This is a genomic window from Tissierella pigra, assembly GCF_018917845.1.
Taxonomy (GTDB): domain Bacteria; phylum Bacillota; class Clostridia; order Tissierellales; family Tissierellaceae; genus Tissierella; species Tissierella pigra.
Genome location: NZ_JAHLPJ010000001.1, coordinates 1,779,919 through 1,800,224 on the forward strand (window position 1 = coordinate 1,779,919; position 20,306 = coordinate 1,800,224).

Sequence of the window (20,306 nt, forward strand, 5' to 3'; positions counted from 1 at the left end):
GATTATATTAATGATACTTTTACACAAGTCCATTACAATATTACTTAATTTAATTGAATTGTTGATTATAGTAAGAATAATATTTTCCTTCTTGAATATTCATGGAGACAATATTATTACTAGGTTTGTTTATGAACTAACAGAGCCAGTTCTTGGTACAGCAAGAGAATTACTTGCCAAAACTGGTATAAATACTGGAATGCTAGATTTCTCACCACTATTGGCTATTCTATTTTTAAGATTGATATATACTATTGCCAGTAGGATTTTGTTATAGGTATATTAATATGAAAATAGATAGGGAAAAATATACTTCGCATATTAAAGATAATGATAAACTTATTGAAATGCGAAGAATAATAGATAAAATTGAAGTGGTACTTAATAATCATTCCTTTGAATCTACAGATTTTCTTGATCCTTATGAAAGATTACTAGCTAAGTCAATTCTTAATAGATTTATGGAAGTAAATTATCTAGAAAATGGTGGAATTATACAGGCTGAAAGACAGATTTTAACCATTTATCCTGATTATTATAGTGAACTAGATGCTCCTCATGATATTAAATATTTACGAATAAATGTAGATACAGAAGGACTATCACATAAAGATTTTTTAGGTTCTATACTTAATCTTGGTATAAAGAGAAGGAAAATAGGGGATATTTTAGTACATGAAGGTTATGGAGATATAATAATCAAACAGGAAATAAGTAATTTTATTTTATTTAATCTAAATAGAATTAAAAATAGAAAAGTAATTGTAGAAGAAAAATCTTTAGATTCTATTTCCTTTATTGAGCCTGAATACAAAGAAATAAATAAAGTAATATCTTCTTATAGACTTGATGCTTACATTAGTTCTAGTTACAATCTATCAAGGCAAGAGAGCATAGATATAATAAAGTCAGGAAATGTAAAAGTTAATTGGGAATCTATAGATAAAGCTTCTAAAGAAATTACAGTTGGGGATATAGTTTCTGTAAGGGGATATGGACGTTCCATATTATATTCTGTTGAGGGGATAAGCAAAAAGGGTAAAATAAAAGCTACTATAAGAATATTAATTTAAATGGAGTGAGGAAAATGATTACACCATTGGATATACAAAGTAAGGAATTTAAGAAAGCTTTAGGTGGATATAATACTCGAGAAGTTGATGCTTATTTAGATGCAATCAATACTGATTATGAGAAGTTATATAGAGAGAACATTGAACTTAAAGATAAGATAGGAATGTTGACTGATCAAATAAGACAATATAACAACCTAGAGGAAACCTTAAAAAGTACTTTAGTTATTGCTCAAAGTACAGCAGATGAAGTGACAAGTGCTGCAAGAAAAAAAGCAGAGTTAATAATAGAAGATGCTGAAATTCAGTCTAAAAATAGAATCAATGCAGCTAGAGATGAAGTGAAAAATATAATGAAGGAATATGATCATCTGAAAAAAGAAATTTTTATATTTAAAAATAGGTATGAAACTTTTATTAAAGCACAGCTTATTTCTTTGGAAGAATTCCATGAGGAATATGAAAGCAAAGGTAGTAATGAAATACTAGAAGAAACAACTATAGACGAAAGTCATGATTTAAATGAAGTAGATGATTTAGGGGCATAGTGGCCTCTTTTTTCTTTGAAAAGATAATTTTTGGTAGTTGGAGGAAGGAAAATGAGTAGAAAGATAGAAGTAAATAGGGATATATATATTGGAGGCAAGTCTTTTAATATTATAGCAGGTCCCTGTGCTGTAGAAAGTTATGAACAAATAGACGAAATAGGTAGATTCTTGCACAAAATAGGAGTAAAAATATTACGTGGTGGTGCTTTTAAGCCTAGAACTAATCCAGATTCTTTTCAGGGATTAGGTTTAGAAGGATTAAAAATGCTTTATGATATGAAACAAAAGTATGGTCTTAGTATAATTTCTGAGATAATGGATCCTCGAGATATAGATTCATCCCATGATTATATTGATATTATTCAAATTGGATCTAGAAATATGCAAAATTTTTCTCTTTTGAAAGAAATGGGAAAAATAGATAAACCAGTAATGTTAAAAAGAGGTATGAGTGCAACTATTAAGGAATGGATAATGGCAGCGGAATATATTAAAATAGGTGGAAATGAAAAGATAATATTATGCGAAAGAGGTATTAGGACTTTTGAGGATTATACAAGAAATACTTTGGATTTAATGAGTGTTCCAATATTAAAAGAAATATCGGATTATCCTGTATTTGTTGATCCCTCCCATGGAACAGGTAGAAAAGAATTAGTTTTACCTGCTTCAAAGGCTGCTAAGACTTTAAATGCAGATGGTATAATTGTAGAGATACATCCTGAACCAGATAAAGCATTATCAGATGGTTTGCAATCTCTTAACTTTAAAGAATTTGAAAAATTATATAAAGAATTAATTTAATGAATTTAAGCAGATTTTAAATAATGTAATTTTATTCTAACTCAAATGCTGAATGTTTATTATTTCCTCTGGTTATATTATTATTCAAGACATAAATTATATTATAAACTGGAGGTAACTATGGATAAAGATAAACTTCATTATTTTGAAAATAGATTACTAGAAGAAAAAGAAAAGCTATTAAAAACATTAGACAATATGAATAATATGGAAGAATATGGTTCAATGGATGTATATTATAGTGAGCTATCTAATTATGATAATCATCCTGCAGACATAGGTACAGAGTTATTTATGATGGAACAAGACAATGGATTTAAAAATAGTACAAAAGATACTCTATATGAAGTAGAAAGGTCTTTTGAGGATATAAAAAATGGTGTTTATGGAATCTGCAAGTCTTGTGGTAAGGAGATTAATGGGGAAAGACTAAACCTTATCCCTTATTTGAAAAGTTGTATAGAATGTGCCAATGATATTGTGATTACGCCAAATAAAGAAGTAGAATATAGACAGTTTGTTCCCATTGATGAAGAGAATAGCACCTCATTCAGCGATACTACTGAGGACATGATCGAGTTTGATAGAGAAGATTCTTATCAAAAAGTGGCTTCTTATAATTATGTTTCAGATGACCCATCATTTCATACCGGAGACCTTTTACTAGTAGATGATGAAGAAGATGGTGATGGAGGAGATGGAGTGGAAGATATAGAAAATATATCTCAAGAATATTATGATGAAACTTTAAAATAAAAATTCTCTGGTATATACTTCCAGAGAATTTTTTAAATTATTGAAACTATTGATATTAATATTCTAATAATATAAAATAGAATGTATATCTAAAAGATTAGGAGTGATAAGTTTTGATATTTATATTTTCCATTATTATTGTTTTACTTGACCAAATAAGTAAATATGCAGCAATTAAATACTTAAAAGACACCTACTCACACGTTATAATACCTAATTTTTTTAGGCTAAGTTATGTTGAAAATTATGGCGCAGCCTTTGGAATTTTACAAAATAAAAAGATATTTTTTGTCATTATAACACTTATAGTAATAGGTTCTATTTCTGTCTTTCTTGTAAGAAACTATCATAAAATCAATCTCTTTACGAGAATAGGATTGGGAATGTTTTTAGGAGGTACTATTGGTAATTTTATAGATAGAGTTAGATTTGGATATGTTGTAGATTTTTTAAGTTTTAGATTATTTAATAGATATGAATTTCCTGTTTTTAATATAGCAGATATTTTTATAGTTATGGGAACTATTATTATTTTAATCTTAGTTTCATTGGATAAATACGAAGTATAGGAGAATAAAATGAATACAGTTGAAATCTATGTTAATGAAGAAGATGAAGAGAGACTTGATTCCTATCTTGCTGAAGAATTAAATGAAGTTTCTAGATCTTATATACAGAAATTGATTAAAGAAAAATTAGTTTCTGTTAATGATAAATATATGAAATCTAGTTATTTAGTTAAAGAAGGAGATTATATAAAAGTAAACCTTCCTAAACCTAAAAAGTTGGAGATAATTGCAGAAGATATACCTATAGATATAGTTTATGAAGATGAAGATATTGTTATTGTCAATAAACCACAGGATATGGTAGTTCATCCTGCACCGGGAAATTACACAGGAACTTTAGTAAACGCATTGTTATATCACATTGGCAATCTGTCTTCCATAAATGGCATTATTAGACCTGGTATAGTACATAGACTAGATAAAGATACGTCTGGAATATTGATTATAGCTAAAAATGATAAGGCACATAGGATCTTGTCAGAAGAACTGAAAAAAAGAAATGTAAAAAGAACGTATATTACTTTAGTTCATGGTACATGGTTAAATGATGAAGGTACTATAAACGCTCCCATAGGAAGACATACAAATGATAGAAAGAAAATGACTGTTACACAAAAGAATAGTAAAGAAGCTATAACTCATTATAAAGTTTTGGATAGGTATAATAACTATACACTTTTAGAAGTAAACTTAGAAACAGGAAGAACCCATCAAATAAGAGTACATATGGCTTATATCAACCATCCAGTTGTTGGTGATCCAGTATATTCTAAGGGGAAAAATGAATTTGGATTACAAAGGCAAATGTTACATGCCTATAAATTAGGGTTGATTCATCCTAGTACAGAAGAATATATAGAATTTCAAACAGATTTACCAGAATATTTTAAGGAAATTTTAAATGGTTTAGATAATAAAAGGAAGTAGGGATTAAATGGATATTAAAGCAATAATCTTAGATGAAAAGGCTATACAAAGGGCAACAACAAGAATAGCTAACGAAATAATTGAAAGAAATAAAGGAATAAAAGATATTATCTTAGTAGGAATTAAAACTAGAGGATGTCCTTTCGCAGAAAGATTATCAAAAAAAATTGAAGAAATCGAAGGGGAAGCTGTTCCAGTATTTTCCCTTGATATAACATTATATAGAGATGATTTAACTGAAGTTAGAGAACACCCCATTATAAATGAAAAATTTAACCAAGATATTAATGATAAGACTGTTATTTTAGTAGATGATGTTATATATACTGGTAGAACAGTTAGAGCCGCTTTAAATGCCTTAGTAGAAAAAGGAAGACCTTCTAGAGTGCAATTAGCCGTATTAATAGATAGAGGTCATAGAGAACTTCCTATTAGACCAGACTATGTAGGTAAAAATCTTCCCACATCAAGGTCTGAAAATGTAAAAGTAAATTTTAAAGAAATAGATCAAGTAGATAAAGTATTTATAATTGAGAAATAAAAGGTAGAAAGTTTAACTTTCTACCTTTTTTATGTTGTCTACCAAGTTTTTAGAAGGATTGATAATTAAAGTTTTAAAGTTTTCATAAATTACCATTCCAGCCTTAGCGTTTTTAGGCTTTTTTACATTTTTTCTTTCAGTATAATCCACTGGAACATGATTAGAATTCTTTCCTTTACTAAAATATGCAGCTAGTATTCCAGCTTCTTCAAGTGTTGTTTCTGGAATATCCTGTCCACTTTTCTCTATGATGACATGACTACCTGGCATTTTTTGTACATGAAGCCATATATCATCCCTATTAGATAAACGTAAAGTAAGATAATCATTTTGCTTATTATTTTTTCCAACATAAATATTAAAACCATCTTGAGAAATATAATGAAGTGGCTTAGATAGGAGTTCATCTTTTTTCTTTTTCTTCTTTAATGACCCTTTAATATAGCCTTCACTAATTAATTCTTCTTTGATTTCATCTAGTTCTTGAACTTCTGTTGAATTTTCAATACTCATAAGAACATTTTCTAAATATCTTATTTCATTCTCAGTTTCAGGTATTTGTTCTTCTAATAATAAATGAGCATTTTTAAGTTTTGAATATTTTTTATAGTATTTTTGAGCATTGGCTACTGGAGATAGTTTAATATCTATAGGAATATTTAATTTATTCATATTCTCATCATAAAAGTTATCCAATTCCACATTATTTACTCCCCTAGGAATATTATGAAGATTTGCAGATATTAAGTCTCCATATACTTTATATTTTTCTCTATCTTGACTTTCCAGTAATTCTTCTTTTTGTTTTCCAAGTTTGTTTAAAGCCCTATCTAATTTTACTTGTATAGATTTTCTTATGGATTGTGATTTTTGCCCTATTCTATCTAGAATATCTTTTCTATGATAAAAGTTATCTAATAGTTTAGACACAGAATCTGTATAGACTCTGTTTTCCTTTCCAAATTGATTTAGTTCCAAAGCATGAAAGGCAATAATTTCTGTACCATTGTTAGATAAAATCGAAATAGGAGTAAATTCATTGTTTTTTATTTTCATAACTAATTTGTTAAATGAATTATATAAAGCATTTTTATCTTCTTCGTATAAGCTGCCAACAGTTCTATCTATGTCCAATACAGCATCAAAACAAATTTCTCTACTAATTAAAGGACTTAGTCCTAAATAGTTTAGATACAGAAATTTAAAACATGGTAAATTTTTATCCGATGACTCCATGAGATTAAAAAATGTTTCCTGTGTACCAATCAATGGGTTAACTTTATTTTGAACTGGGGGATATTCGTAGATTATACCAGGAAGGATTTGCCTTACTCTACTCATATCTTCATAGACTCTTTTAACAGAATCTATTATTTTAGATGAAGATTTATCTATTAATATAATATTACTGTGCTTTCCCATTATTTCAACTATCAGCCTTTTTTCAGTAGGCTGACCTAATTCATCTATGGCAGATATATCTATAAAAATAACTCTATCAAAACTAAACTGCTCAACATTTAAGATAATTCCTCCAATAAGATGTTTTCTAAGAAGCATACAAAAAACTGGTGGAGAAGAAGGATTAGTTTTAGAATGATTAGTTAGATATGCTCTTGGATTATTGCTGCTGGCAGATAGGATTAATTTATAGTTAGTGCCCTTACTATGAAGATGAATTAAGATTTCATCATTTTCTTGTTGATAAATTTTATCTACTCTGCCACCAATTAATTTTTCTTTCAACTCTTCGACAACTGATTTTGTTACTATACCATCAAATGACATATAAATTCCTCCAATAAAATATAACTATTAAAAGTATACCACTATATTTGAAAATAATAAACTAAAAGGAAATTTAAATAAAATATTAATAATTTGTAACATATAGTAGATTTACATTAATATAAGCTATATAATATTTTTCAAGTAGAAAGGACAAAATGAAAGAGAGGTGTCAATTATGGTTAAGAGTATGACTGGTTTTGGTAGGGGAGAATTTAATAATGAGCTGTATAACCTAAAAGTAGAAATAAAAGCTGTTAATCATAGATATAATGATATTATAATAAAAATGCCAAGACATATTTCCTATCTTGAAGAAAAAATAAAGAAAATCATAAAGTCAGAAATTCATAGGGGAAAAATAGATGTATATATTAACTTAGAGTATATAAATGAATCTGCAATAGAAATCAAAGTAGATGTTCCTTTGGCAAGAACTTATAAATCTGCTTTAGAGGAATTATCAACAGAATTAAATTTAACTGAAAATGTTAGATTATATAACTTGCTGGGATTATCCGATATAATTAAAACTGAGAGAAAAGAACTAGATGAAGATACGATATGGTTTTCCTTAAAAGAAGCTTTAAATATAGCACTTAATGATATTATGAGCATGAAGTCCGCAGAAGGAGAAGAACTAAAGGAAGATATATCATTAAAACTTCTTGCCATTCAAAATCTAGTATTAGATATTGAAGAAAGGTCTCCATTAGTAGTATTAGAATATAAAGATAAATTAAGAGAGAGAATTAGAGAATTATTAGATAAAGATATAAGTATAGATGAGGATAGGATTACTTCAGAGGTAGTTATGTTTGCAGATAAATGTAATATCAATGAAGAAATTGTTAGACTTAAATCTCATATAAAACAATTTGTTTCTATATTAAATGAAAGTAGTTCCATAGGTAAAAAGTTAGATTTCTTAATTCAAGAAATGAATAGAGAAATAAATACAATTGGTTCAAAGGCAAATGATGTATTAATTTCTCAAAGAGTAGTAGAAGCAAAGGCAGAGTTGGAGAAAATAAGAGAACAAGTCCAAAATGTTGAATAGTTAAGGAGGAAAATTATGTCAATAAAACTAATTAACATTGGTTTTGGAAATATTGTTTCAGCCAATAGAATAATTTCTGTAGTAAGTTCAGAATCAGCACCTATTAAAAGACTTATTCAAGAAGCAAGGGAGAAAGGATTACTAATAGATGCTACTTATGGTAGGAGAACTAGAGCAGTTATAATTACAGATAGTCAACATGTAATACTGACTCCAGTTCAACCAGAAACCGTGGCAAATAGATTCCACGATAAAGGAGAAAATATAGATTAATATGGAGAGATGGTGAAGAAATGGCAAAAGGTTTTTTATTAATTATTTCAGGTCCTGCTGGAACTGGAAAAGGAACAGTATGTAAATCACTTTTAGAAAGAAACAATGACATTATATATTCTATTTCAGCAACTACAAGAAAACCTAGAACTGGAGAGGCAAATGGGATAAACTATTTCTTTATAGAAGATGAAGAATTTAAAGAAAAAATATCTAAGGATGAATTTTTAGAATATGCTTATGTTCATACCAATTATTATGGAACACCTAAAGAGTTTGTTATGGATGAAGTAAAAAAAGGTGAAATAGTTTTATTGGAAATCGATGTGCAAGGTGCATTACAAATCAAGAAAAATTATTCTGAAGCAGTTTTTGTATTTTTATTACCTCCGACTATGGAAGAATTAAAAAATAGAATAGTTAAAAGAGGGACAGAAACTACAGAAGATATAAACAGAAGATTTGAAAATGCCTTTAAAGAATTAGATTTCGTAGGAGAATATGATTACTTTGTAGTAAATGAAAAAATAGAAGATGCAGTATCTGACATAGAATCAATAATAAGAGCTGAAAGATTAAGGGTAAAGAGACATTCAGATATTAAAGAAAAAGTTATTTCAAAGGGAGGTAAATAAAATGTTAAACCCATCTTTTAATGAATTGGCAGAAAGAGGAGATAGTAGATATACTTTAGTTATACTAACTGCTAAAAGAGCAAGACAAATTATTGATGGTGCTGAACCATTAATTGAAGGAACATCTAAAAAACCTGTTAGTATAGCCCTAGGTGAAGTTATAGAAGGAAAGATAACCTATACCAGACCAGCCATTAGTAGTATAAAATAGGAGGCATATTATGCTTAAAGGTAAAAATATTGTTTTAGGTGTTACAGGTGGAATTGCAGTATATAAAGCTTGTGAAGTTGTTAGTAGATTAAAAAAGCTTAATGCCAATGTAGATGTAATCATGACAGAAGGAGCAGAAGAATTTGTTACACCTCTAACTTTTCAAACTATGTCAAAAAATGTGGTTCATAGAAAGATGTTTAATGAAATTACAAGTTATGATGTAGAACATATATCCTTGGCACAAAAAGCAGATATTATTTTAATTGCTCCTGCTACTGCAAATACCATAGGTAAAATAGCCAATGGAATAGCAGACAATTTATTGACTACAGTTGTGATGGCATCAACAGCTAAGGTAATATTTGCCCCTGCAATGAATACCTTTATGTATCGTAACCCCATAGTAAAGTCTAATATAGATAAATTAAAAAACTTAGGATATGAGTTTATTAGTCCAGGAACAGGATTACTTGCTTGCGGAGATTATGGAGAAGGAAAAATGCCAGAACCATCTGATATTATAGAGTATGTATTGAATAGTTTTATAGAAAAGGATTTAGTAGGAAAGAAAATAGTAATAACTGCTGGTCCTACTATAGAACCTTTAGACCCAGTTAGATATATGACTAATCATTCCAGTGGTAAAATGGGATATAATATAGCAAAAGAGGCTGTTGAAAGAGGTGCTGAAGTAATACTAGTCAGTGGTCCTACATCTCTTGTACCACCTAAAGGAGTAAATCTTATTAATATAAAAACCACTGAAGATATGTTAAATGCTATTGATGCTCGTTTTGATACCTGTAATGTGTTGATTAAAGCTGCTGCACCAGCAGATTATAGGCCAGAGACAGTCAGTGAAGAAAAAATAAAGAAAAAAGACAATGATAATGAGTTGATTATAAAATATATAAAAAATCCAGATATAGTAGCTCACTTTGGCAATAAAAAGGAAGATCAAATTATAGTTGGATTTGCAGCTGAAACCAATAATATATATGAACATGCAGTAGAAAAAATAAAGAAAAAGAACTTGGATTTTATAGTTGCTAATGATGTGACAAAAGAAGGTGCAGGATTTAATGTAGATACTAATATTGTATCTATAATAGATAAGGAAGGTATAAAAACAGATTACCCTATAATGGATAAAAGACAAGTTGCAAAACTTATATTAGATAAGGTAAAATCTATATTAGAATATAAAAGCTAGATAATATAATCTAGCTTTTGATTTTCATCTATAAAAGGAATGATAAGTTTGAATATAAAATACGCACAAATAATAGTAAATAATAGGTCATCACAAGTAGACAGACCATATACATATATTATTGATGAAGAATTGAAAGATATTGTAAAAGAAGGTATGAGAGTTGTGATCCCTTTTGGAAGGGGAAACAAGCTAATAAAGGGTATAGTAATTAAAATTATAGGCAATACCCCTTATAAAAATGGATTAAAGAAAGTAGTAGATGTTTTAGATGATAAACCTTTAATATCAAAGAAATTAATTGATTTAAGTATTTGGATGAAGGAATACTATTTATCATCTTATTTAGATGCCTTTCAACCAGTTTTACCTCCGGGAGATTTTAAAGAAATAAATACCTTTATTGAATTAGTAGATAAAAAGAATCATGATAATGTAAATGAAGAAGAAGCTAAAATTATCTCTTATTTAGGAAATAAGGAAAAGACTCTTTTAGAGTATTGTAAAAAAGATTTGAGAATAAACAATATTAATAAAATATTAAATGATTTAGAATTTAAAGGTATTATAGAAACTACAATAGATGTGAAAACAACTGTAGAAAAAAGAACGGAAAAATGGATTCAAATATTGGATACGAATCTTTCTCTATTGGATATATATAATAATATTGGGACAAGAGCTACTAAACAAAGAGAAATAATGGAATATATTTTTGACACACAAGATATTTCATTTAAAGAACTTTCAAAAAAGCTGAATACCACTTTATCTACAGTAAGAGAAGTTGAAAAAAAAGGTTTGGTTAAAATATATGATAAAGAAATAAATAGAGAACCTATAAAAAAAGATATTAAATACTATAAAAAACATGATTTATCATTGTCTCAAAAAAATATATTTAATAAAATCATGAATTCTATTGAAAAGCAATCAGAAAGAAATAAATTTTTACTTCACGGAGTAACTGGAAGTGGCAAAACAGAAATTTATTTGCAGCTAGTGGAAGAAATGCTAAAATCAGGTAAAGATTCAATTATTCTTGTGCCGGAAATTTCTCTTACACCTCAAACCATTGATAGATTTGTAGGTAGATTTGGTGATTTAGTAGCAGTATTACATAGCAGATTATCCTATGGAGAGAGATTTGATGAATGGAGAAAAATAAGGGAAGGCAAGGTAAAAATAGTTGTAGGTGCTAGGTCCGCAGTATTTGCTCCTTTTAAAAATCTAGGAATTATAATTATTGATGAAGAGCATGAAGCAACTTATAAATCTTCCCAAAGTCCTAAGTATAATACTATTGAAGTTGCAGAAAAAAGAGTTGAATTAGAAAATGGTATTTTAGTTCTAGGATCAGCAACTCCTTCCTTAGAAACTTATTATGAAAGTTTAAATGGTAGGTTCACTCTTTTAGAATTAAATGAAAGGGTAAACAATTATAAACTACCAGAAGTAGTTGTAGTAGATATGAGAGATGAGTTAAATAAAGGAAACAAATCTATATTTAGTACAGAACTACATAACGCTATAGATGAAAACTTAAAAAAAGGAAAACAGACTATTCTTTTTTTAAATAGAAGAGGATTTTCCACCTTTATATCCTGTAGAAATTGCGGATATGTGGTTAAATGCAATAATTGTGATATATCAATGACATATCATAGAAATATTCACAAACTAAGATGTCATTATTGTGGTTTATCTATTAATCCACCTAATATTTGTCCTGTATGTAAAAGTGAGTATATTAGATATTTTGGAATAGGAACTGAAAAAGTAGAAGAAATTACCAGAGAATTTTTTCCACAAGCAAGAATAGAAAGAATGGATATGGATACTACAAGTAAAAAAGGAAGTCATGAGAAAATCTTAGGAAACATGAAAGATGGAAATATAGATATTTTAATAGGAACTCAAATGATTTCAAAAGGTTTAGATTTTAAAAATGTAACTTTAGTAGGTATAATAGCAGCAGATGTTACTTTAAATTTACCAGACTTTAGAGCCCCAGAAAAGACATTTCAACTGGTGACTCAAGTAGCAGGAAGAGCAGGAAGAGGAGAAGAAAGTGGAAAAGTCATACTTCAAACTTATGATCCAGAGCATTATAGTATAAACTTTTCAAAAGCCCATGATTATAAAAGATTTTATACTACTGAAATAAGTTTAAGGAAAGAATTTTTATATCCTCCTTTTCTAAGTCTTATTAGTTTACTAATATATGGAGAGAATAATAACAAAGTTGCAACTGCAGCAAATGAAGTATATAATTTAATTATTAAGGATATAAATTGGATTGAAAAAGACAATATAGATAAATATATTATTGGACCATATCCTGCACCATTAGAAAAAATAAAAAATAATTATAGATGGCAAATACTGATTAAATCTAAGGAAGAAAACTTAAATATTTTAAAATCTTTATTAAAAAGGGTGTGTATAGAAAATCAATATAAATTAAAAATAGATGATGTGAAAATTAGCATCGATATTGACCCAAATTCAATACTATAGGAGGAATATAAATGGCATTACGAGAAATAAGACTATCAGATGATCCAATCTTAAGGAAAAAATCAAAGGAAATAACAGAGATAACTGATAGAATAAAAATCTTATTAGATGATATGGTAGATACAATGAATGAAGCAGATGGAGTAGGACTTGCTGCACCACAGGTAGGTATCCTTAGACGTGCTGTAGTAATAGATATAGGTGAAGGACCTATTAAGCTAATAAATCCTGAGATATTAGATGTAGAAGGTGAAGTCATAGATATAGAAGGATGTTTATCAGTTCCGGGGAAATCAGGTACAGTATGTAGGCCAGAGTGGGTAAAAATAAAATATATAGATATAGATGGAGAAGAAAAAACTTTGGAAGGAAAAAATCTTTTAGCAAGAGCAATTTGTCATGAAATTGATCATCTTGACGGAATTTTATATACAGATAAGATGATCGAAGAAGTGGAATTAGAAGATGAAGAAGATATAAATAACGAGGTGTAATTATGAAGATAATTTTTATGGGAACTCCAGATTTTGCCATACCTTCATTAGAATCATTATATAAAAATGGACATTCTGTGGAGTTGGTTATAACTCAAAAAGATAGACCTAAAGGAAGAGGAAAAAAAGTTCAATATACTCCCGTTAAGGAAAAAGCATTGGAATTAGGAATAGAAGTTTTTCAGCCTGATTCAATTAATGATATAGAATCAGTTAATAAAATTAAAAACATAAACCCAGATTTTATTGTTGTAGTTGCCTATGGTCAAATATTAAAAAAAGATATACTTCAAATTCCTAAATATGGTTGTTATAATGTACACGCATCTTTATTGCCTAAATATAGGGGTGCGGCTCCCATAAATTGGTCTATAATAAATGGTGAGAAAGAAACAGGAGTTACTATTATGGAAATGGCAAAAGGATTAGATTCAGGAGATATGATAATGTGGGACTCTATTCCAATAAGCTTAGATGATGATGCCATCACTGTACATGACAAGTTATCTATACTAGGAGGAGAATTAATAGTAAAAGCATTAGATGATATTAAAAATGGAGTGGCAAATAAGATACCCCAAGACCATAATATTTCAACTTATGCAGCTATGTTAGATAAAAACTTAGGAAAAATTAACTGGAATGATAGTGGTGAAAATATAATAAACTTAATTAGAGGTTTAAAGCCATGGCCATCAGCTTATATACAATATAAAGATGATATTGTTAAAATACACAAAGCTACATTAATAGAAAAATTTAAAGAAGGAAATAATGGACAAATAATAAAAGTAGATAAACAAGGTATATATGTAAACTCTAAAGATAAAACTATTATATTGGAAGAAATACAGTTTCCAGGAAAGAAAAAACTTAAAGTAGAAGAATATTTAAGGGGTAATTCCATAGAGGAAAATATTATTTTAAATTAGAGTTGAGAGGAGAATAAAAATGTATGGAAATATTTATGGTGGTGGATACTATAGTTCATGGATGATATTTGTTCTTCCTGCTATGTTGTTTGCTTCCTATGCTCAATTAAAAATTAATTCCGCATTTAACAAATATTCAAGGGTATCTAGTGACACAGCATATACTGGCTCTCAAATAGCAAGAATGATTTTAGATAGAAATGGGCTTTATGATGTAAGAGTAGAACAAATAAGTGGAAAATTGACAGACCACTATGATCCTAGGGCAAAAGTTGTACGTTTATCAAGTGGCATTTATAGTGGAAATAGTATTGCATCTATGAGTGTGGCTGCCCATGAGGTAGGTCATGCTATACAACATGCAGAAGGATACTTCCCTCTTATTCTTAGGAACAATATAGCTCCAATAGCTAATTTCAGTTCAAGATTAGTATGGTTATTTATTATTATTGGGTTTGCTATTTCTCCGTTTTTCATTGAACTTGGTATTGCATTATTTTTATCTGTAGTGCTTTTTCAAATAATAACTTTACCAGTAGAATTTAATGCCAGCAGTAGGGCCTTAATTCAACTGGAAAATGGAATAATGGCAAGAGATAAGATTAAACCAGCAAAAGAAGTGTTAAGAGCTGCAGCATTGACTTATGTAGCTGCTACTTTAGTAGCTATTGGGGAGCTTCTTAGATTGTTGGCAATGACAAATAGAAGAAGAGATTAATATTATGGGGGACTTTCCCCCATTTTTTTGAATAATAATATAAACAAGAGGTGTTAATATGGGGTTATCAGCTAGAGAAGTGTCATTGAATATACTATATGATATTTTAATAAATGAGGCATTTTCAAATATATCTATAAAAAAATATTTAGATGAAGAAAATCTAATACATATGGAAGAAAACTTAGTTAGAGAAATTGTATATGGGGTGTTGGAAAATGATATATATATAGAATATATTATTTCAAAAGCATCTAAGATTAAATTAAAGAAAATTCATCCAAAGATTCTTATTATACTTAAAATGGGAATATACCAACTTATATTCATGGATAGAATACCAGAAAGTGCAGCAGTTAATGAATCAGTCAATCTAGCCAAAAAACATGGTCATAAAGGTACTATTAGCTTTGTAAATGGGATTTTAAGAAACATAATAAGAAACAAAGAGGAATTTATAAAAATTGAAAAGAAAAATAAAGCTGATTACATTTCAATTAAATATTCCCATCCAAAATGGATGGTAGAAAGATGGATAAAAGAATTTGGAGAAGATTTCACTGAAGATTTATGTAAGAAAAATAATGAATCACCAGAATTAAATATAAGAGTGAATACATTGAAAACCAATAAAGAGAAACTAAAGAATAGTTTAAATAATTATGGATTTAAAGTTAGAGATTCCATATATGCTTTTGATTCTTTGATTGTTGAAAATCCAACTAAAATAACTGAAGTTTTAGAGTTTAAACAAGGTCATTTCTTTATTCAAGATGAAAGCAGTACCTTAGTTGGACAAATTATGAATCCAAATCAAGGAAGTACTATTATAGATATTTGTAGTGCTCCAGGAGGAAAATCCACACATTTAGGGCAAATTATGAATAATAAAGGAAAAATTTTAAGTATGGACATATACCAACATAAATTAAGACTTGTTGAAGAAAATGCAGAAAGACTAGGAATTAATATTATTCAAACTGCCATATCTGATGGAACTAAAATGGAAGAATCCTTAATAAATGTAGGAGATTATGTATTGGTAGATGCTCCATGTTCTGGACTAGGACTAATTAGAAGGAAACCAGAAATTAAAAGAAATAGAAAAGAAGAAGATATAAAAGAGTTAGTAAATATTCAATATAAGATTTTAAGCAATGCAAAGGAATACCTTAAAGTAGGTGGGATTTTAATCTATAGCACTTGTACTATAGAGAAAGATGAGAACAGCAATATAATAAATAGATTTTTGGAGGAAAATAAAAATTTTAGATTAGTTAGTATTGAAAACAGACTTCATAATAAAGAAAATATTGAAACTTTAAAAGATGGATATATACAGTTGTTCTCTCATATTCATAATACAGATGGATTTTATATAGCAAAATTGACAAAAGAAAGATAGATATATATTAAGGAATTATGTATAATATTATATTAGGATAAGATTGAGGTGATTGCTTGGATAAAATTGAAATTAATAGTTTGACTTTAGATGAACTAAAGAACTATATGGTTAGTATAGGAGAAAGAGCATTTAGAGGAGAACAGATATTTTCATATTTTCATAGAAATAAAAAAATAAAAATTGAAGATTTAAATCTTTTACCAGAAAAACTTAGGAATTATCTTGAGACCAATGTAAAAGTCAATGAGTTAGAAATATATAAAAAATTTACTTCTCAGATTGATAATACTAAAAAATATTTATTTTTATTAGAAGATATGAATATAATAGAGTCAGTTGCTATGGAATATAACCATGGATTAACAGCTTGTATATCAACTCAAGTAGGCTGCAAAATGGGATGTGCATTTTGTGCATCTACTAAGGAAGGGTTAATAAGAAATTTAACACCAGCCGAAATGATAAATCAAATTTACATGATGGAAGAAGACTTGGGAAAAAATATTTCAAATATTGTATTAATGGGCAGTGGAGAGCCTTTGGATAATTATGAGAGTGTCATGAAGTTTTTAAATATTATTCATAGTGAGAAAGGGCATAATATCAGTCTTAGAAATATTACTCTATCAACTTGTGGAGTGGTTCCTAAAATATATGATCTTGCTAAGGAGGACATACCAATTACTTTATCTATATCATTACATTCTCCTTTTGATGAAGATAGAAAAAAGATTATGCCTATAGCTAAGAAGTATTCCATGGAGGAATTGATAAAAGCTTGCAGGGATTATTCAGAAACTACTAATAGAAGAATTACTTTTGAATATACATTGATTCAAAATATAAACGATAGAGATGAAGATATAAGTGAGTTAAAAAGAATTTTAAAAGGATTAAAATGTCATATTAATCTGATTCCTTTAAACCCAATTAAAGAGTTTAGAAAGGATAGATCAAATAGAGATAATATAGAGAGAGTTAAGAAAGAGTTAAATAAAGCTAATATTAATGTAACTATTAGAAGGGAAATGGGTGGAGATATTAGTGCCTCTTGTGGGCAGTTGAGACGTGCTGTTACTGAGGATATTAACAATAAAAGAGTTTAATGGGGTGGTATTATGGTCATTGGAGCTATTTCCGATGTGGGAAGAGTAAGAGAAAACAATCAAGATGCTTATTATGTTTCAGGAGATTTATCATTTCCTTTATACATGGTAGCAGATGGCATGGGTGGACATAACGCTGGAGAAGTTGCAAGTGGTATGGCAATGAATATTATTGAAAAAAGATTTTTAGAGTCTAAAGACGAATTAAAAGATGAAAATATGGTAATTAAATTAATAAAAAAACTTATAGAAGAGGCAAATACGAAGATATATCTTAAATCTTTGGAAAATGAAAAATATAAAGGAATGGGGACAACCATAACTTTATCATATATATTTAATGAAAAGATATGTATAGGTCATGTTGGTGACAGCAGAGCTTATTTAATAAGAGACAGAGAGATGCTACAAATAACAGAAGACCATTCTTTTGTAAATGAACTTTTAAAAACTGGAAGTATAACAAAAGAAGAAGCAAAGACACATCCTAAGAGAAATATGATAACTAGAGCTGTTGGGACTAGCAGTATTATAGAGATGGATTTAATAATTAAAGAATATACTAAAGACGATATTTTAATATTATGCAGTGATGGACTTTTCAATATGTTAAAAGAATTTGAAATAAAAGATGTTTTTATAGAAGAGAAAGATATTCAAAAAGCCTGTGATACTTTAGCAACTATGGCTAATAACAGAGGTGGTCTTGACAATATCACTGTGTTAGCTATTAAATTTAATTAGATGAGGTGAAAAGATGATAGGCAAGATTTTAAGTGGTAGATATGAAATATTGGAGCAAATTGGAGGCGGAGGAATGGCCTTAGTATATAAGGCAAAATGTCAGCTTCTAGATAGATTTGTAGCCATAAAAGTTTTAAAAGATGAATTTGTAAATGATGATGAATTTGTAAGAAAGTTTAGAAGAGAGTCTCAGGCGGCTGCTAGTCTCTCTCATCCTAATATAGTAAATATCTATGATGTAGGAGTAGAGAATGACGGAAATAATCAAATTTATTATATAGTCATGGAATATATAAAAGGTAAGACATTGAAGGAAATTATAAAAGAGAAAAACAAACTATCCATTGAAAATACATTAGAATATTCATATCAGATTGCAGGAGCTTTAGAAAATGCTCATAAAAATGGGATAGTCCATAGAGATATAAAACCTCATAATATTATGATTACAGAAGATAATAGGGTTAAAGTTACAGACTTTGGTATAGCAAGAGCGGTGACAAATTCTACAGTAACAACTACATCTAATGTATTGGGTTCGGTTCATTACTTTTCTCCAGAACAGGCAAGAGGCGGATATACAGATGAAAAGTCAGATATATACTCTCTTGGAATAGTTATGTATGAAATGGTTACAGGTCAACTTCCATATCAAGGAGAAAGTCCAATTACAGTTGCTTTAAAGCACGTTCAAGAGGACATTAAGCCGCCTAGAGAATTAAATAGCAGTATACCAGTAACCTTTGAAAATATAATCTTAAAATGTGTTCAAAAAAGACAAGCCGATAGGTATAGTAATATTACAGAGTTAATAAAAGATATTAAAAGAGTAGAAGATAATATTGGAGATTTTAGCATGGAAGATACAAATAATTATGATTCTCATACTAAAATAATTCCAGCAATTAATGTAGAGGATGTTGATACTATGAAAAAAACCAAAGATATAAAACAAGTAAAAAAACCTAAGAAAAAAGACAGTGGTGGTAAAATGGTATTCTTAGGTATATTGTTGGCATTTTTATTGGCTACATCTATATTTTTTGGTTACTTCAGATTAAAGAATTTCTTTGTTGCAGGGGATTTAATTACTGTTCCAGATTTACGAGGTAAACAAGAAGAAGTTGCTAAAAAAGAAGTTGAAGACTTAGGATTACAGTTTAAAGTAGTTGCAAGAGTTAAAAACAGTGAATTTAAAGCTGGAGAAGTAATCTCTCAAAATGAAGATCCAGATTCAAAGGTAAAAAAAGATTATCCTATAGAAGTAACCATAAGTGAAGGAGATAATTTAGTGAAGGTTCCTAATGTAGTAAATAAACCTTTAGCAGAAGCAGAATCAATGTTAAATGATGAGGGACTGAAAGTAGATTTACAATATGAGAATTCAGATACAGTGCCTGAAAATACAGTAATTAGACAAGAACCAAATAGTGGAGAAAGTGTAGAAACAGGTACTAGAATTACCTTAATAATAAGTCAAGGTGAAGAAGTCAAATCTGTAATTATGCCAAAATACACAGGAAAAAACATTGAAGAAGTAAAGAAAGATATAGTCAAGCTAGGTCTTGTAGTAGGAGAAGTAAGAGAAGAGCCAAATGATAATTTAGAAAAGGGAATAGTTATTTGGCAAAGTTACAATCAAGGAACGACTTTAGAGACTAAAACAGCTGTAGATTTATATGTAAGCAGTGGTCCAATTGGTGATACAGATAATGATAATGGTGATAATGATGATAACAATGAATCAGGAAATAAAGAAAGTCCAATAACATTTACCTTGACTCTCCATCAAGATAGAGAGGAAACTAGGATAAAAATCATAAGAATTCAAGAAGGAATTAGTAAAATTGTTCATGAAAAAACATATAAAGCAGATGAAGGTATAGTTACTCTAACCCTTCAAGGGAAAAAAGGTTCTCAGTTTGAAGTATACTATGATGATATGTATCAAGATACCATTCCTAAAAATGAATAGGAGGAGTT

At 28.8% G+C, this 20,306-nt stretch carries 22 protein-coding genes; 21 read left to right on the forward strand and 1 reads right to left on the reverse strand.

What is annotated here, in order from left to right:
• Positions 1 to 10: 10 nt before the first annotated feature.
• From KQI41_RS08615 to pyrR, 8 genes are all read left to right on the forward strand, one after another.
• Positions 11 to 277 (forward strand): YggT family protein, encoded by a 267-nt coding sequence (locus KQI41_RS08615; protein ID WP_154438290.1) that lies wholly within the window; start codon positions 11 to 13, stop codon positions 275 to 277.
• A gap of 10 nt (positions 278 to 287) precedes the next feature.
• Positions 288 to 1,073, forward strand: coding sequence for a YlmH family RNA-binding protein (locus tag KQI41_RS08620; RefSeq protein WP_154438288.1), 786 nt, complete (start codon positions 288 to 290; stop codon positions 1,071 to 1,073).
• Between the two features lie 14 nt (positions 1,074 to 1,087).
• Positions 1,088 to 1,621 carry a DivIVA domain-containing protein gene (locus KQI41_RS08625; protein ID WP_154438286.1) on the forward strand — a complete coding sequence of 178 codons (534 nt, stop codon included), beginning with the start codon at positions 1,088 to 1,090 and terminating at the stop codon, positions 1,619 to 1,621.
• Between the two features lie 51 nt (positions 1,622 to 1,672).
• Positions 1,673 to 2,425, forward strand: coding sequence for a bifunctional 3-deoxy-7-phosphoheptulonate synthase/chorismate mutase (locus tag KQI41_RS08630; RefSeq protein ID WP_154438284.1), 753 nt, complete (start codon positions 1,673 to 1,675; stop codon positions 2,423 to 2,425).
• A 120-nt stretch (positions 2,426 to 2,545) separates the two neighbouring features.
• Positions 2,546 to 3,181 carry a TraR/DksA C4-type zinc finger protein gene (locus KQI41_RS08635; protein WP_195837878.1) on the forward strand — a complete coding sequence of 212 codons (636 nt, stop codon included), beginning with the start codon at positions 2,546 to 2,548 and terminating at the stop codon, positions 3,179 to 3,181.
• Between the two features lie 113 nt (positions 3,182 to 3,294).
• Positions 3,295 to 3,750 (forward strand): signal peptidase II, encoded by a 456-nt coding sequence (gene lspA / locus KQI41_RS08640; protein WP_154438280.1) that lies wholly within the window; start codon positions 3,295 to 3,297, stop codon positions 3,748 to 3,750.
• A 9-nt stretch (positions 3,751 to 3,759) separates the two neighbouring features.
• Positions 3,760 to 4,677, forward strand: a complete 918-nt coding sequence (locus tag KQI41_RS08645; RefSeq protein ID WP_154438278.1) for an RluA family pseudouridine synthase — start codon at positions 3,760 to 3,762, stop codon at positions 4,675 to 4,677.
• Positions 4,678 to 4,684: 7 nt separating this feature from the next.
• A complete protein-coding gene (gene pyrR / locus KQI41_RS08650; protein ID WP_154438276.1) occupies positions 4,685 to 5,218 on the forward strand; it encodes a bifunctional pyr operon transcriptional regulator/uracil phosphoribosyltransferase PyrR in 534 nt (177 codons plus the stop codon).
• Between the two features lie 12 nt (positions 5,219 to 5,230).
• Here the strand turns inward: pyrR and KQI41_RS08655 are convergent, their stop codons facing one another.
• The gene (locus tag KQI41_RS08655; RefSeq protein ID WP_154438274.1) at positions 5,231 to 7,006 is read right to left on the reverse strand and encodes an Rqc2 family fibronectin-binding protein; all 1,776 of its coding nucleotides are present in this window, start codon (positions 7,004 to 7,006) and stop codon (positions 5,231 to 5,233) included.
• A gap of 178 nt (positions 7,007 to 7,184) precedes the next feature.
• Here KQI41_RS08655 and KQI41_RS08660 point away from each other — a divergent pair, with 178 nt between their 5' ends.
• The 13 genes from KQI41_RS08660 to pknB are packed head-to-tail and all read left to right on the forward strand — an operon-like array spanning position 7,185 to position 20,298.
• Positions 7,185 to 8,066: a YicC/YloC family endoribonuclease gene (locus KQI41_RS08660; protein ID WP_154438272.1), complete on the forward strand. Its 882-nt coding sequence runs from the start codon at positions 7,185 to 7,187 to the stop codon at positions 8,064 to 8,066.
• A 15-nt stretch (positions 8,067 to 8,081) separates the two neighbouring features.
• Positions 8,082 to 8,339, forward strand: coding sequence for an extracellular matrix/biofilm regulator RemA (gene remA / locus KQI41_RS08665; protein WP_154438270.1), 258 nt, complete (start codon positions 8,082 to 8,084; stop codon positions 8,337 to 8,339).
• A gap of 20 nt (positions 8,340 to 8,359) precedes the next feature.
• Positions 8,360 to 8,974 (forward strand): guanylate kinase, encoded by a 615-nt coding sequence (gene gmk / locus KQI41_RS08670; RefSeq protein ID WP_154438268.1) that lies wholly within the window; start codon positions 8,360 to 8,362, stop codon positions 8,972 to 8,974.
• 1 nt (position 8,975) lies between these two features.
• Positions 8,976 to 9,185: a DNA-directed RNA polymerase subunit omega gene (rpoZ, locus tag KQI41_RS08675; protein ID WP_154438266.1), complete on the forward strand. Its 210-nt coding sequence runs from the start codon at positions 8,976 to 8,978 to the stop codon at positions 9,183 to 9,185.
• A gap of 10 nt (positions 9,186 to 9,195) precedes the next feature.
• Positions 9,196 to 10,401, forward strand: a complete 1,206-nt coding sequence (gene coaBC / locus KQI41_RS08680; RefSeq protein ID WP_154438264.1) for a bifunctional phosphopantothenoylcysteine decarboxylase/phosphopantothenate--cysteine ligase CoaBC — start codon at positions 9,196 to 9,198, stop codon at positions 10,399 to 10,401.
• 39 nt (positions 10,402 to 10,440) lie between these two features.
• A complete protein-coding gene (gene priA, locus KQI41_RS08685) occupies positions 10,441 to 12,921 on the forward strand; it encodes a primosomal protein N' (RefSeq protein ID WP_244971096.1) in 2,481 nt (826 codons plus the stop codon).
• A gap of 11 nt (positions 12,922 to 12,932) precedes the next feature.
• A complete protein-coding gene (gene def / locus KQI41_RS08690) occupies positions 12,933 to 13,415 on the forward strand; it encodes a peptide deformylase (RefSeq protein WP_154438260.1) in 483 nt (160 codons plus the stop codon).
• A 2-nt stretch (positions 13,416 to 13,417) separates the two neighbouring features.
• Entirely contained in the window at positions 13,418 to 14,347 is a 930-nt protein-coding gene (fmt, locus tag KQI41_RS08695; protein ID WP_154438258.1) for a methionyl-tRNA formyltransferase, read from the forward strand.
• A 19-nt stretch (positions 14,348 to 14,366) separates the two neighbouring features.
• Positions 14,367 to 15,065: a zinc metallopeptidase gene (locus tag KQI41_RS08700; protein ID WP_154438256.1), complete on the forward strand. Its 699-nt coding sequence runs from the start codon at positions 14,367 to 14,369 to the stop codon at positions 15,063 to 15,065.
• Positions 15,066 to 15,123: 58 nt separating this feature from the next.
• The gene (gene rsmB / locus KQI41_RS08705; RefSeq protein WP_154438254.1) at positions 15,124 to 16,470 is read left to right on the forward strand and encodes a 16S rRNA (cytosine(967)-C(5))-methyltransferase RsmB; all 1,347 of its coding nucleotides are present in this window, start codon (positions 15,124 to 15,126) and stop codon (positions 16,468 to 16,470) included.
• Between the two features lie 56 nt (positions 16,471 to 16,526).
• A complete protein-coding gene (rlmN, locus tag KQI41_RS08710; RefSeq protein ID WP_154438252.1) occupies positions 16,527 to 17,579 on the forward strand; it encodes a dual-specificity RNA methyltransferase RlmN in 1,053 nt (350 codons plus the stop codon).
• Between the two features lie 12 nt (positions 17,580 to 17,591).
• On the forward strand, positions 17,592 to 18,323 hold the full coding sequence (locus KQI41_RS08715) for a Stp1/IreP family PP2C-type Ser/Thr phosphatase (RefSeq protein WP_154438250.1): 732 nt from the start codon (positions 17,592 to 17,594) through the stop codon (positions 18,321 to 18,323).
• A gap of 13 nt (positions 18,324 to 18,336) precedes the next feature.
• A complete protein-coding gene (gene pknB, locus KQI41_RS08720) occupies positions 18,337 to 20,298 on the forward strand; it encodes a Stk1 family PASTA domain-containing Ser/Thr kinase (RefSeq protein WP_154438249.1) in 1,962 nt (653 codons plus the stop codon).
• Positions 20,299 to 20,306 lie beyond the last annotated feature (8 nt).